9 protein-coding genes are annotated in these 14039 nt (G+C 37.1%); 6 read left to right on the top strand and 3 right to left on the bottom strand.

Going from position 1 to position 14039, the window contains the following annotated elements; all coding sequences use genetic code 11:
- Positions 1–43 precede the first annotated feature (43 nt).
- The 6 genes from HYG79_RS08960 to HYG79_RS08985 all read left to right on the top strand — a co-directional run bounded on the left by HYG79_RS08960 (position 44) and on the right by HYG79_RS08985 (position 8575).
- Positions 44–1315 (top strand): phosphatidylserine decarboxylase, encoded by a 1272-nt coding sequence (locus HYG79_RS08960; RefSeq protein ID WP_228027972.1) that lies wholly within the window; start codon positions 44–46, stop codon positions 1313–1315.
- Positions 1316–2574: 1259 nt separating this feature from the next.
- Positions 2575–3627 (top strand): sensor histidine kinase, encoded by a 1053-nt coding sequence (locus tag HYG79_RS08965; RefSeq protein ID WP_179241757.1) that lies wholly within the window; start codon positions 2575–2577, stop codon positions 3625–3627.
- Positions 3628–3634: 7 nt separating this feature from the next.
- Positions 3635–4387 carry a LytR/AlgR family response regulator transcription factor gene (locus HYG79_RS08970; RefSeq protein ID WP_179241758.1) on the top strand — a complete coding sequence of 251 codons (753 nt, stop codon included), beginning with the start codon at positions 3635–3637 and terminating at the stop codon, positions 4385–4387.
- Between the two features lie 205 nt (positions 4388–4592).
- Entirely contained in the window at positions 4593–5957 is a 1365-nt protein-coding gene (locus tag HYG79_RS08975) for a S41 family peptidase (RefSeq protein WP_179241759.1), read from the top strand.
- A 147-nt stretch (positions 5958–6104) separates the two neighbouring features.
- Positions 6105–7298: a retropepsin-like aspartic protease gene (locus HYG79_RS08980; protein ID WP_179241760.1), complete on the top strand. Its 1194-nt coding sequence runs from the start codon at positions 6105–6107 to the stop codon at positions 7296–7298.
- 563 nt (positions 7299–7861) lie between these two features.
- Positions 7862–8575 carry an SDR family oxidoreductase gene (locus HYG79_RS08985; RefSeq protein WP_179241761.1) on the top strand — a complete coding sequence of 238 codons (714 nt, stop codon included), beginning with the start codon at positions 7862–7864 and terminating at the stop codon, positions 8573–8575.
- Here the strand turns inward: HYG79_RS08985 and HYG79_RS08990 are convergent, their stop codons facing one another.
- From HYG79_RS08990 to kbl, 3 genes are all read right to left on the bottom strand, one after another.
- Positions 8576–11317 (bottom strand): PD-(D/E)XK nuclease family protein, encoded by a 2742-nt coding sequence (locus HYG79_RS08990; RefSeq protein WP_179241762.1) that lies wholly within the window; start codon positions 11315–11317, stop codon positions 8576–8578.
- Positions 11318–11384: 67 nt separating this feature from the next.
- A complete protein-coding gene (locus tag HYG79_RS08995) occupies positions 11385–12725 on the bottom strand; it encodes an OmpA family protein (protein WP_179241763.1) in 1341 nt (446 codons plus the stop codon).
- 113 nt (positions 12726–12838) lie between these two features.
- Positions 12839–14032, bottom strand: a complete 1194-nt coding sequence (gene kbl / locus HYG79_RS09000) for a glycine C-acetyltransferase (protein WP_179241764.1) — start codon at positions 14030–14032, stop codon at positions 12839–12841.
- Positions 14033–14039: the final 7 nt, after the last annotated feature.

Raw genomic sequence — 14039 nt, forward strand, 5'->3', positions numbered from 1 at the left:
CGAGGCCGTTGGGGTTCATTAACCAATACAAAACACAATTAAAGTGAAATATTATAGAAATCTCTTGCTTACACTATTGACCATCATTGGTGTTTTCTCCTGTGACTCTCCCCAAAAAAATATTGAATATGGAAAAGCAACAAAAGAGTTAATAAACCTTTTAGATAATGACCCTAATCTAAAATCATTACTTATTTCTTCACTTGAGAAGGCGAAAGAAATTAATCCCGACAGGAATACAAATCCTGCTCAAAACCTTGAGGAATATTATAGGTTCGTTACATGGACAGAAACAACAATGCCTTGGGCCATCGTTAAAAAAGAAGAATACCCAGAAATATTTGATAATATCTTTCAGGGTCTTTGCGCGTTTTATTTTTTAATCGATCAACCACTTCCAGAGTTGGAGGGTCAAGGATTGGTGAACAACTCCTTGCAGTATTATGAACCATTTGCCAAATGGCTGGTCACTTTCAGTAAATCATGGGGGTCTTTTTTGGATACTGAAGAATCTTGGAATGAAGAACATTATCAAATGGCATTAAATGACCCCAATTTCGGTCTGCGAAACGGTTGGTATGAAGATCCGGCTAACTGGAAGACTTTTAACCAATTCTTTGCCAGATACCTTAAGTCTCCTGACATGAGACCTGTTGCAAGTCCAGATTTAGATTCCGTAGTGGTGTCATTTGCTGACTCAGAACCGCAGGGCGTATGGGACATCGATGGCAACTCATATCTAATGGATGAAGGAGGGGTTCCAGTAAAGTCTGCTACACTTAAATCTATATCAAAACTTATCGGTGATGATAGTCAGTACAAAGACGCATTTTCTAATGGCACATTTACCCATTCCTTCCTCAATGTTAATGACTATCACAGATATCATTTCCCTTTGAGCGGCACCGTAAAAGAGGCTAGAATTATACCAGGTATCAACCCTCCGGGCGGACAACTCTGGTGGGATAATGAAAACAATCGATATGCCTTTAATCCAAGCGCCAAAACGGGATGGCAATCTATTGAGACCAGAGGATGTGTTATCCTTGAAACTAATGAATACGGACTCGTCGCCTTAATGCCAATTGGGATGGGAGCAGTAAGCTCGGTAAATTTTGAAAAAAATGTTATCCCCGGCACAAGTGTAAAAAAAGGTGATATGCTTGGACATTTTGCCTTTGGTGGATCAGACTTTATAATGATTTTTCAAGATGGAGTTACTTTCAGTTTGGAAGCCCCGATGCAAGAGGATGGTCAATCATATCAGCATATATTAGTGGGTGAAAAACTGGGGGTTTTATCTAAACATAAATAACGAAACGCCAACAATATGCACGGTGTATAGCACACTATGAGAAGCTGCGAAACCATCCACGGAGCGTTACCTGTGTTTTGACGAGTGCTGTAAAAAGAAGGTTTTTTGAGACCGTACTTTCAAATGACATGCCAATCTTTCTTCACGCATTAATAAAATTTCAAACCTTAATTAAAATAACCTAGATATTAAAATCCGTCTTTTTAAAGTCCTTATTTTCTAATTCCTTCATTTTTAATTGTTGATAACCCACAATTTTCTGCTAAATCACAGATTAGACCCTTATTTAGAATGGTGTCGTTTGGTATCAAACGGAACCAAATAAAATTACTGGTCCTTTAGCACTATCTAGTTTGGCATGGTTTGGTTTAATTTGTGGTATATCAATTATTTGTGAACAACTATTTGTTACGGTCTATTTGGTTATTCGCCTATTTTCATACATTTATCCAATAACAATATTGAAAGAAAACAAAAGCGCTTTTGTTCATTTCACATCCCTAAAAAGAAACAAAATGGACAATTTTTTAATACTCGAACGGCTAGACCGTTTGGAAAGACTGTTGATTTGCAGGCAAGAGGTCACCGGTTCGACTCCGGTATTCTCCAGCAAGTTTTACAGGGCTTTAAGAGTTTTTGACTTTTGAAGCCTTTTTCATTTGCACGCAATTTGTACGCAAATCTTGTTTTGAATTAGGCATGATACAAATTGGTTTAATTTGATACTTTTTCACTGCTTACAAAATACTATAAAATCTATTGATCAAGTTTGTGTTACAATCACTATGTTCCTCACTAAAACTAGAACCCGATGGTTTAATACTATTTAACGACGATTCAGTTTAAAAATTATTTTATAGGCCAGCGAATACCTGCATATTTGAGTATTGTTCAAAATCAGTGTAATGTTTTAAAATGATAACAATAATGGTTTTTACGGTTAATCTTGTACATCACGCCCATGGGAATATTTACGATATGCCTCTTACAACGCAAAGTAATCATATTCTTAGGTTACCCTTTATTGCTTTTGGTGGGTTGGAGTGCTCAGTAAAGATTTAAGAATTGTACATTTCTTCACTTTGCACAGTATACAGATAATCCCGTTATTCGCTATTGGGGTTTCTAGAAAACGGAATTTTTCAAAAGCATCGAATCATACAGGTCACTATAGTTGGGCTTTTGTTCACTATCCGAATCGATTTTAAATTATATCAAACGCAGCAGGGTACGCCCTTCATCGCATTATATTGAATCTAATGTTCTATACCAAGGAGAAACGCATACGCTATTTAGGATTTGATGATTTCTGGTTTAAACTGGTCGGTATTCTAATCATAAGCTTCGCAACATACTTCCTTTTCAGCAATCTCTCTCGAGAATATCCTTTTATCGAAAGGCTTATCTCTTGGGTGATATCTCTCGTTTTTTCGACCATAGATTGGTTGATCATAAGAGCGATTATGATTTTTTTACGGATAAAATTCCCTTCTCTAAAAGATAGTGCACTTAGAATTTCACTCTTGTTTATTGGTATAGTGTTCACTGTAATAGTGATGGATTATATTGGTATGTGGATATTATCACCGCTCACTGGCGACAGTTACAATTTTATGATGCGCTCCAAGGCGTTATTGTCCATAACGTTGATAAGTACCATGACCATGGCTATTTACGAAGCTATTTATTTTTATGTTAGGCTCAAAAAATCGATCCGGGAGGAGGAACAGTCAAAACAGGCCATTGTACAAGCGCAATTAGATGCACTACGTAATCAGGCCCAGCCCCATTTTTTCTTTAACACCTTAAATACATTACGGGATATTATAGATCAAAATTCCAAAGCCGAGGCAAAGGAATTTGTAGACAAGCTATCGGAAATTTATCGTTTTTTATTGGAGTCGGGCAATGCCAACCTCATTACTTTACGAGACGAACTAAAGTTTGCAAAGGCCTATATTCACATTCAATCCGAACGTTTTGGCGACAACCTGAAATTAGATTGGCGCATTCCCAACAATATGTTAGATAAAATGATTGTACCTATGAGCCTTCAGTTACTATTGGAAAATGCAATAAAACACAATATAATATCAAAGGCGAAACCACTGACAATAAATGTTTTCGTAGAGGATGACAAATTAATGGTGCGTAATAAGATCCAACCGAAATCAACTAAACTACCCTCGACCAAAGTAGGGTTGAAAAACATTCAAGAACGGTACCGATTGACCTCTGAAGAATCTGTCAAAATTTCGAATAACGAAAATCAATTTACGGTAGTTTTACCTTTATTGAATATTTCTGAATAAAAAAAATATGGAAATACTGATTATTGAAGATGAACCAAGGGCGGCCAGTCAATTACAGCGTATGTTGACGGCATGTGATTTCAAGTACGATGTATTGAACACAATCGATTCTGTAGAAGAAGCTGTGGAATGGTTTAAAAACAACAAAGCCCCTGAACTTGTTTTTATGGATATTCAATTGGCAGATGGTCTAAGCTTTGAAATTTTTCAGAAAACAGTGGTGGAATGCCCCATCATTTTTACGACCGCTTTTGATCAATACGCCATTCAAGCGTTCAAAGTAAACAGTGTTGACTATTTGCTGAAGCCCATACAAAAAGAAGACCTTGCCAAATCATTGAAAAAATTCGGTAAATCCAAAAAGGCTCCCGCTATAGATTCGGCCACATTAAAACAGTTGTTGGGAAGTATACAATCCAAACCAAAAAGGGAAGGGATATTGGTCAAAGAAGGAAATGCTTTTCTACAGATTAAAACATTGGATATATTGTATTGCTATTCTGAAGATAGCATCACCTTTGGAGTAACCCTGGGTAAGCGCTTTATTATCAATGAAACCATTGACGAATTATTCGATTCTTTGGATGGGAATCAATTTTTCAAAATCAATCGGGGGCAAATTATAGCAAAAGGCTCCATTCAAAAAATAGAACCCTATTTTAATCATCGGGTAAAACTTTCCATTACCAATCCAAGAGATCAAGAATTTATTGTAAGTAGACCAAAAACGAGTGATTTCAAGGGTTGGTTGAATACCTAAACCTATTCAGAGCTGGTATTTAAAACCCATAAAAAAACTCCCGGGATTGTAACGATCTACTGGGCACTTTTCATCTTGATTTCAACGCATGGCGCCCTAAACCAATTCAACCACTCAAAACGACAGTCCAACAAAAACCACTATCATCAACTTGCCTTAAGCCTGATATTGCACTTGTAATATATTAAACAATAACAAACGAGTCATGAAAAAAGGTAAGTTGAAAAAATGGCACTATGGTCTATTTGCTCTTATGATTCCCCTTTTGGGAATTTTCATATGGCAACCGAGCAGGGAAGAAGTGGAGATAAACCATCACGACAAAACAAGAAATGAGCAATGGATGGCAGACTTAAATTTCTTCGAGAATGTATACCTGTCCGATTCCAAAACCTTTTCAAAAGATACCGCTGAGTCTTGCAAGGTGCTTTTAGATAGTTTAAGGAAAAATATTGACCGTCTTTCCGATAATCAAATGACTTTGGAACTATCCAAAGCCGTTGCTATGGCCAATAACGGCCACACGACAATACATCTGAGCGGTATGGATAAAATCCCATTACGGTTCTATTGGTTTAAAGATGGACTATACATCATCAAAACGGATAAAGCTTCGTCAAAATATCTAGGTTCAAAAGTATTGAAAATCAATTCAATGGACATTAATAACGTATTTCAAAAAATGAAGCCCCATCTATCCGGTATTGATAGGTTTAAAAAATTCACAGCTTCCAATTATTTGTCAAGTCCGCAAATTTTAAACGGGCTGGGAATATCTAAAGCAGATACCCTTGAGCTAAGTCTTCTGAGAGACTCGGACACATTAAAGGTAAACTTTGGCATCAAAAAGATGCCGGATACCAAATACGAATATGAAACTTGGGCAGATCTATATCCCAACAATAAGCAGGATACTTCTTGGAACCATCTCTTAAATGCGGACGACCAATTACCCTTATATTTAAAAGACATGGAAAAAGGAGTCTCCCATACTTTTATGGACTCGGAAAAAATAGCATATTTCGGTATTAATGCGCTATGGTATAAGTGTAATGATTTTGAAGGTCAAATAGACGCTTTTCTTGACACCTTAAAAACGAAAAGTGATTATAACGTTATTATAGATTTGAGGTATTATACCGGTGGCAACTTTATGAAGCCTACCAAACTAGCTACACATACTCCTGAAATAATTGATGAAGGCAAGAAAATTTACCTTGTTACGAGTAACAAAACCTTCTCAGCAGGTTTAGTGACCGCGGCACGGGTCAAGTATTTCGCAGAAGATAAAGTGGTAATCGTTGGAGAAGAAGTCGGGGATAATTTAAAATTTTGGGCCGAAGGCGACTACTACACGCTTCCTTATTCCCAGATTAAAATTCAAGATTCCAAATATGAACATGATTGGGCGGAAGACACCTTTACTTTAGGAAAAACCTTTTGGGTCAACGCTTTTTATGGTGTACCGGCCAAGAATCTAGATGTCGACAAAAACATTTCAATGAGTTTTCAAGACTATGCGACACATAGAGATCCTATTGTAGAATGGGTTTTGAAACATAAACAATAAAGCCAACCGCTAATTCTAAATTCTAGTTTCATCACTGGTTCAAATAAATATAGAAATATTTGATTTGAATTTATATGTGTATTTATACATAAGGCAAATACCTAGTTAGGTAAAAAAAATTAAACCAAAACTCTTAATACATACAAAATGAGAAAAACAATATTGTTCATATCCGCCATTCATCTTTTCATTGGTTGTGCTACGTACAAGTACAAAAAACAAGGTTTTGTAAACAATGACGATTATTTCACAGAAATCCCCTTTACGTATAAGAACGGATTTATTTTACTACCGGTTACCATAGAAGGCGAGACATTCAATTTTTTATTGGATACAGGAGCAGAACTAAATCTTATCGACCCAACAATCGCTGGCAAACTCAATCTTAAAATATTAAAAAAAGGAACGATTTCTAATGGGAAAGACTCTCAAAATAAAATAGAAAGAGTAGAAATAGACAAAATTTATATAGGAGGTATTGAATTTGAAGAAACAGTAGCCATGATTTGGGATATTTCAAAATTCAGTAAATATATGAGCTGTGAAAAAATAGACGGTTTTATAGGAAATAATCTAATGAGAAAATCGAACTGGCAAATTGATTATCAGAAGAAAATTATAAGGATAGCTGACTCTAGCAACAAATTTGAAGTTTCAGAAAATCATAAAAAAATTAAAATAAATTCCGGAACTGTTGGCAATGTATATCTAAATCTCAAAATAGGTGAAAAATATAAAGACTTCACTTTTGATACAGGATTTAATGGTTTCGCCCAAACTGGGGATACTACCCTTTTAAAGAACACCCCTTCAATTAAGAAAATCGGCATAACAGGGGCCAATTTTACAGGTAGTAAAAAGGGGATTACCTACTTAAAGATGATGGAGACTTTCACTTTAAATGGCCATAGGTTCAAATCGCCTACTTATTTTTTAATAAAGCCTGAAAATTCATCGGTTTTGGGCAATGAATTCTTTGAAAACTACACGTTAACCATAGATTGGACCAATGATTATCTTATTCTGGATGCGTCCAAAGAATATGATTTGAAAAAACTTGACATGTATGAAGTTGGCTTTTTTCCAGATTTCGAAAAAGGTATGATTACCATTGCCAATATTTATGAAAAAAGTGATTTTAAAGATACGATAAAACCAAAATCAAAAGTTTTGAGAATCAACAATATCGATTTGGTTGAACTCGCCCAAAAAGATAAGTTGTGCGACTTTTGGTCTAGTGGATGGGAGGGCATACGTGAAAAAGATGTTTTACATATTGTTTTGGAACAGGGCGGTAAACAGCAAACGTTCAAAATACAAAAGATCACACACGATTGGTAATGGCATCATAACCATGCCAAAATAAAAATCGGCCTGTGTACGAACCATAATCTTTAGGAAAAATGAGAGCTTGTTGTACGGCAAATTTATAAATTATGGTAAACAGCTATAATCAAGGCTTCCCATTTCGTACAAACATTACGGATTCTGCTCTAAATAAAGGTAAAATGCTATAATTCCTACTTATGACAGCCAAATCAGCAATACTCATATCTTGTACGATCGGTAGCGTTTTCAATAGGTTTTTACAAAAAACCTTTACTTCATAGTAAAGTGAAAATCAAAAATTAAGCTTTGCCTATAAACCAAGAACTTTCAAAAATCATGGGCGATTAGAAAAAATGGATAGATGTTGCGGAAAATCATGAAGATGAAAACAACAAAAACAATCAAGGGTTAACTTACAAAAACGTTCTACGCTGTGTAAATTCCACGTAAACACCTTGCCTTAAGGCTATGGGTTTTAAATCTTTATTGGTTCATTTTTAATCTTTTAAGAAAAGAATAACGCTTTCTTCTTTTCTTTGCCTCGCCTAAAATTTAATTTCACAAAAAATAATGTAATGATCGATTTAAAAGGAAAAGTGGCATACATCACGGGAGGTTCTAAAGGTATTGGTTTTGGCGTGGCACAAAAACTGACCGGGGCGGGAATGAAAGTTGCCATAAGTGGCAGAACTCTAAAAACAGTGAAAAAAGCAGCAGAATATCTGGGAGACGAAAATAATGTATTGGCCTTGGAATCTGATGTGACCAAGCTTGAAGATGAAAAGAAAGCTATCCAAAGAATAGTTGAAACTTGGGGTCAGTTAGACGTTGTGCTTGCCAATGCAGGCGTGGGAAATTTTGCCCCTGTTGACGAACTATCCGATGAAAAATGGCATCAAATGGTTGATACTAACCTAAACGGAGTGTTTCACACGTTAAAGGCATCGGTTGAGCCCTTAAAAAAATCCAAAGGATATTACATGACCTTGGCCAGCTTGGCAGGCACCAATTTCTTTGCCTCGGGAGCAGGGTACAACGCTACAAAATTTGGCGTGGTGGGTTTTACCCAGGCAGCGATGCTCGATTTAAGAAAGTATGATATAAAAGTATCCACCATAATGCCAGGGTCTGTAGCCACCCATTTTAATGGCAATGAACCGGATGATACTGATGCGTGGAAGATACAGCCCGAAGACATTGGCGATTTGGTATTGGATTTGCTCAAGATGCACCCAAGAACGCTGCCCAGTAAAATAGAGGTAAGACCTACAAGACCGGATAAAAAATAGTTATACTTCTTTTTCGGTAAGGGGTATATCGGGATTGAAAATTTCTGTAATCAGTGCGTATAAATGCTGCTTGAACTCGTCCAAAGTAGTTGGGGTTATGGTATAATCAACACTCTTGCTCCGTCCTTCTGTTTTTTTGCCAAATTTAAGAAGTCCCGAATTTAGATTTTTGAAAGATATAATGCCGGCAATCAAATGCTCAGCGGTATTGTCGTTTGTGTACATCAACGAATAGCAAAGCAATTGAAAAGCCTTGCTGTATTCATAATCCTCGATTAAATCACCCCATTGGGTTATGGACACGTTTTTTTGTTCCACTTTCCCACTTTTATAGTCTATGATTCTTGGCTTACCGTCAATTTCATCAATACGGTCCAGTTTTCCCTTTAAGCGAACGGGATAGCTCAAATTCGGGATATTCAAAACTATATTCAGGTTTTCTTCTAAACCTAGAATTTTAATTTCATGTTTCTTGATTTCTTCGATTTCAAGGTCGATAAAATTCTTGATGTATTTGACAATTACATGAAATGCAATATAGTTTTTACCCCTGCCTATATCACCCTCTAAAAAGCTTTTGGTAAAATGTTTTTGCACCTGTTTCTCAATATCGGATTTCATTTGAACCAATCCTTCTTGGGTAAGGTATTCGCCAATGAAAGGAGTGTACAAATCTTCCAAGGTATCGTGAATTATAGTCCCAAAGGTGTTGTGGGCCAAGTTCTCCTCAACTTCTTCAGCATCGGATATCTTCAAGATGTTTTTTTTGTAAAAATCAATAGGGTTCCTAATATAGTTACTTAAAGAAGTAGGGGAGAAACCGTTTTCTCCCAAAGTTTTGATATTTTGTAACAACAAACGGTCCTTTTCAACAACTTCCAAAATTTTGGTATTGGCATTCGCCAAGGGAGATGCTACGGTTTGTGTTATATCCGACAATCTGTCCTCATCGGTCTGTAGCTGTGCTATGAGTCTACTTTTTTCCCCGCCTTCAAGAACGTCAGGCTCAGTGTTGTACAGTAAGTAAATATTTTTTGCCCGTTGCAATAGTCTATAAAAGTGGTAGGTGTATACCGCATCTTTTTCTTTATAGGTAGGTAGTCCAAAAGTTTTCTTTATATCAAACGGAATAAATGAATTATTGGATTTTCCCGAGGGCAGTATACCCTCATTTACCGAGGTGATTATAACCGTTTCAAAATCAAGATTCCTGCTTTCCAACATTCCCATAACCTGAAGGCCTTCTAACGGTTCTCCCTGAAAATCTAAAGTTTCAGAAGAGATAAGCTCTTTGTAAAGACTCTCCAAAGCGTTTACATCATTTACAAAAGCATGCTTGGCCATAAGTACCTTTAGTTCATTGAAAAGCCTGTAAAAGCGGTATAGGTATTCCAGATTCAGTAAATCCCGACTTTTTTTAAATTTAGCTTTTAAAACTAGAATAATTTGTAGAAACTTGTCCAAAAGAATCTTGGAATCATTTGTGGCCTTAAAGAACAATAATTTAACAGTATCGTTTTGTTGAACGGATTCTATTTTTTTCACATCGATAAAACTCCAATTCTTCTTTCTTATAGCGTCACTGATATTGGACGCTAGGTTATTTCCAGACCCAGACAACAAAAGCTGAATACTGGGGTGGGACAAAATATCGATTACGTCTTTATAGTACCATCCTTCTTTGGTTTTTGAAGAAAACAATTTGAGCAATTGTGAGAACATACTCGCCAAAGGGGTTTTGCCCAAAGGATACCCCATCGTAATATTGACCGTTTGTACTGTCTTGGGGACAGAGTTGATAATAGGGTTCATTAAGTTCTCGTCTCCCAGTACTACTGCGGTGTTACTTATTGTGCCTTGGGTTTTCAGGGCCATGTTCTTCAAAAGACCTCCAACATATTTTGCCTGGGATATATTTTTTGGAATTCCGACGATATTGATGTTTTTTCTGCCATAGTAGTTTTTACTTAAGCCCTTGATTGAATTGTTTTTGTAGTATGGCCAATTTTTTTGGTGTTTTCTTATAAAATGACCTGCATCGTGTACAGCATCTTCCAAAAAACTTTTATCAATGTCCCAATATATATCCGCATCAGTAGAGGATAGTATTTCTTGAATGATTTTTTCCTCTGCGGTATTGAGGGCATTAAAGCCTAAAAATAGATGTTTTTTCTTGGACGAATTTATATAGGTTTGAAGGTTTTCACATGCCGTTCGGTACACCAAACCTTGATGCCCTAGACCATTATTTAGTAAATCTTGATTAAAAGCAGTGTAAAGTGCTTCCAGATTATTCCAGAATCGTATATAATTTTCTATCAGCGGGGTTTTCTCCTTTTGGAGATACCAATGGTTAACTTCTTGAATACTGGATAAGTATGAAAATATCTTTTTAGTATCTATCAGATATCTATCAATTTCATTAAAATCCTGTAATAACGTCTGCCCCCATTTTGAGAAACCATAAAAGTTATCTTTTTCTTCGGAGGTAATTTTCAGATACGATTCATACAACTGGAACAACTGTTGAATATTCGTGGCATAGGTAAGGCCCGATAGTCGTTCCACAAAACTTTCTATGCTGTAAATTTCAGGTGAAAAGGTGGTTTTTTTTGATTTTTTGGCTATGGTATTCCTTAGAAAAGTGCCGGCACGTTTACTGGGAAGAACAAAAATAATATCTTCTAGAGAATCATATTCCTTTAAAAGACCACCGGTTACTTCTTCTAGAAAACTTTGCATGGCTAAAAATAAAAAAAGCTCCGCATTTGCGGAGCTTTTCTCGTATGAAATAAAATTTTAAAATCTCTTATTTTACCAAGTTGATTTCAACCCTTCTATTTTGCTTTCTACCAGCTCTTGTATTGTTGGTAGCGATAGGCTTATCCTCACCGTAACCGATAGCGGACAATCTAAATTCTTCAATACCTTTTTCTACTAAGAACTCTTTAACCGAAAGTGCTCTGGACTCAGATAAATTCTGGTTTAATTTAGCACTACCTACGCTGTCAGTATGGCCTTCTACGGTAAACTTGGCAGTTGGGTATTCTTTCAAGATAGTGATGATATCTACCATTACAGAAGTAGACTCAGCTTTGATTGATGATTTACCAGTATCGAATAAGATAGTTCTAGCATAATCGTTCAATTGCTTTTGTACTTCTTCAGTAACTTCTGGACAACCGTTGTTAGCAACAGTACCAGCTACATCTGGACATTGATCGTCTTTATCCAATACACTGTCACCATCTTTATCTGGCCATGGGCATCCGTTGTTTTCAGATGGACCAGCCTCATTAGGACACTCATCGTCTTTATCGGCAACACCGTCACCGTCAGCATCAGGACATCCTGCTAAAGCAGCAAGACCGGCTTCGTTTGGACAAGCATCATCCTTATCGGCAACACCGTCACCATCAGCATCAGGACAACCATTCATTTCTTTAGAACCAGCAGCATTAGGACAAGCATCCTTGCTATCTTCGATTCCATCGCCATCAGCATCAGGACAACCGTTGAACGCTTCTAGACCAGCTACTTCTGGACAAGCATCATCTTTATCATAAATTCCATCACCGTCAGTATCCGTACCACCAAATTTGATGGCAAGACCAGCTAAGTGTTGAAAGTGCTTAACACCATAATCTTCGAAAGCATGCTTGTAAGAGGATTGTAGTGTAAGACCTAAGTTTTCTGTGAACCAAACATTAACACCAACACCACCGTTAACGGTACCGGCACCAATCTCATCAACCCAAGTATAACCACCACCGATTTCGACGAATGGGTCAATAACTGTATTTTTAAGAATGTTATATTTGATCGTACCATCAATTGCATAGTGAGATAAATCATCTACGCTTACATCGCCAAGCTTGCTGATTCTGTTCAAAGAACCTCTTGCTCCAACAGAAAAGCCGTCTCCAATATACTTGGACACGCCAACATAAGAAATTGAAGGAAGTATATTCCAGTGGTCGGTTGCATTAAAGAACTCGTTTCCAAAAGAACTTACGTCGCCAGTCGGATAAACGTCTATGGCATTTACTCCAAAACTAACCTGCCAAGGATTATTCTCGTCTTGCGCGTTTACGTTGTTGATACCTACGACAAGTAGGGCAACAACCAATAATTTGCTAAGATGTTTCATGTTCAAATTTTTAAGTTTAAGTGTTTATTAGCTGCAAATGTAAGTTGTTAAGAATTATTAACAAAACCATTTTTATACTTTTTTTAATGCATTTCACATAATAAATAGCGCATTTAAACGATTTTTAGCTCTTTGCCTACTTCGATAAACGCTTTAATGGCCAAATCTAAATGCTCGATTTCATGGGCTGCGGACAACTGTACACGTATTCTTGCCTTCCCTTTGGGTACAACAGGATAAAAGAAACCGATGACATATATGCCTTTTTCCAACAACATTTTGGCCATCTGTTGCGATAATTTGGCATCATAAAGCATTACGGGTACTATGGCTGAATCCCCGTCAACAATATCAAAACCAGCTTCTTTCATGCCTTTTTTGAAATACTTGGTATTAAAGTCCAATTTATCCCTTAATGTGGTATCCGTATCCAACATTTCAAAAACCTTTATCGAAGCCCCGACAATGGTTGGGGCCAAGGAGTTGGAAAATAAGTAAGGCCTGGAGCGTTGTCTAAGGATTTCAATAATTTCTTTTTTACCCGTGGTGTAGCCTCCCATGGCGCCGCCTAAAGCCTTGCCTAGGGTTCCGGTTATAATATCTATCCTGTCCAAAACCCCTTTTTCTTCGAGTGTGCCTCTACCGGTTTCCCCGATGAACCCGGCGGCATGACATTCATCTATCATCACCAAGGCATCATATTTATCCGCTAAATCACAAATTTTGTCCAAAGGTGCCAATAAGCCATCCATAGAGAACACCCCATCGGTCACTATTATCTTGAATCTTGCATTATCGTCATTGGCCTGTTTCAACTGTTTTTCCAGATCTGCCATATCGTTATTGGCATATCTATACCTTTTTGCCTTGCAAAGGCGTACTCCATCAATAATCGATGCATGGTTCAATGCGTCGGAGATAATGGCGTCATCGGCGGTCAACAAGGGTTCAAAAACCCCGCCATTGGCATCAAAGGCGGCAGCGTATAATATAGTATCTTCAGTATGGTAGTAATTCGCGATTTTTGCTTCGAGCTCTTTATGTATATCCTGCGTTCCACAAATAAACCTAACTGAGGACATCCCAAACCCATGGGAATCCAAAGTGTCTTTTGCTGCTTTTACTACGTCGGGATGAGAGGAAAGCCCTAAATAGTTGTTGGCGCAGAAATTAATAACTTCTTCGCCCGTAGCTATTTTAATAACTGCTCCTTGTGGGGATGTGATTATGCGCTCCTCCTTAAAAAGGCCCGCTTCCTTGATATCATTAAGTTCTTTTTTTAAATGGTGCTGTATTTTTCCGTACATAGGTAAA

The sequence above is a fragment of the Costertonia aggregata genome (genome assembly GCF_013402795.1).
GTDB classification, from domain to species: domain Bacteria; phylum Bacteroidota; class Bacteroidia; order Flavobacteriales; family Flavobacteriaceae; genus Costertonia; species Costertonia aggregata.

Excerpts from the sequence above, each read along its gene's own strand:
- HYG79_RS08975 (WP_179241759.1), top strand. The coding sequence starts at position 4,593 with ATGAAAAAAGGTAAGTTGAAAAAATGGCACTATGGTCTATTTGCTCTT.
- HYG79_RS08965 (WP_179241757.1), top strand. The coding sequence starts at position 2,575 with ATGTTCTATACCAAGGAGAAACGCATACGCTATTTAGGATTTGATGAT.
- HYG79_RS08990 (WP_179241762.1), bottom strand. The coding sequence starts at position 11,317 with ATGCAAAGTTTTCTAGAAGAAGTAACCGGTGGTCTTTTAAAGGAATAT.
- HYG79_RS08970 (WP_179241758.1), top strand. The coding sequence starts at position 3,635 with ATGGAAATACTGATTATTGAAGATGAACCAAGGGCGGCCAGTCAATTA.
- HYG79_RS08995 (WP_179241763.1), bottom strand. The coding sequence starts at position 12,725 with ATGAAACATCTTAGCAAATTATTGGTTGTTGCCCTACTTGTCGTAGGT.
- kbl (WP_179241764.1), bottom strand. The coding sequence starts at position 14,032 with ATGTACGGAAAAATACAGCACCATTTAAAAAAAGAACTTAATGATATC.
- HYG79_RS08985 (WP_179241761.1), top strand. The coding sequence starts at position 7,862 with ATGATCGATTTAAAAGGAAAAGTGGCATACATCACGGGAGGTTCTAAA.
- HYG79_RS08980 (WP_179241760.1), top strand. The coding sequence starts at position 6,105 with ATGAGAAAAACAATATTGTTCATATCCGCCATTCATCTTTTCATTGGT.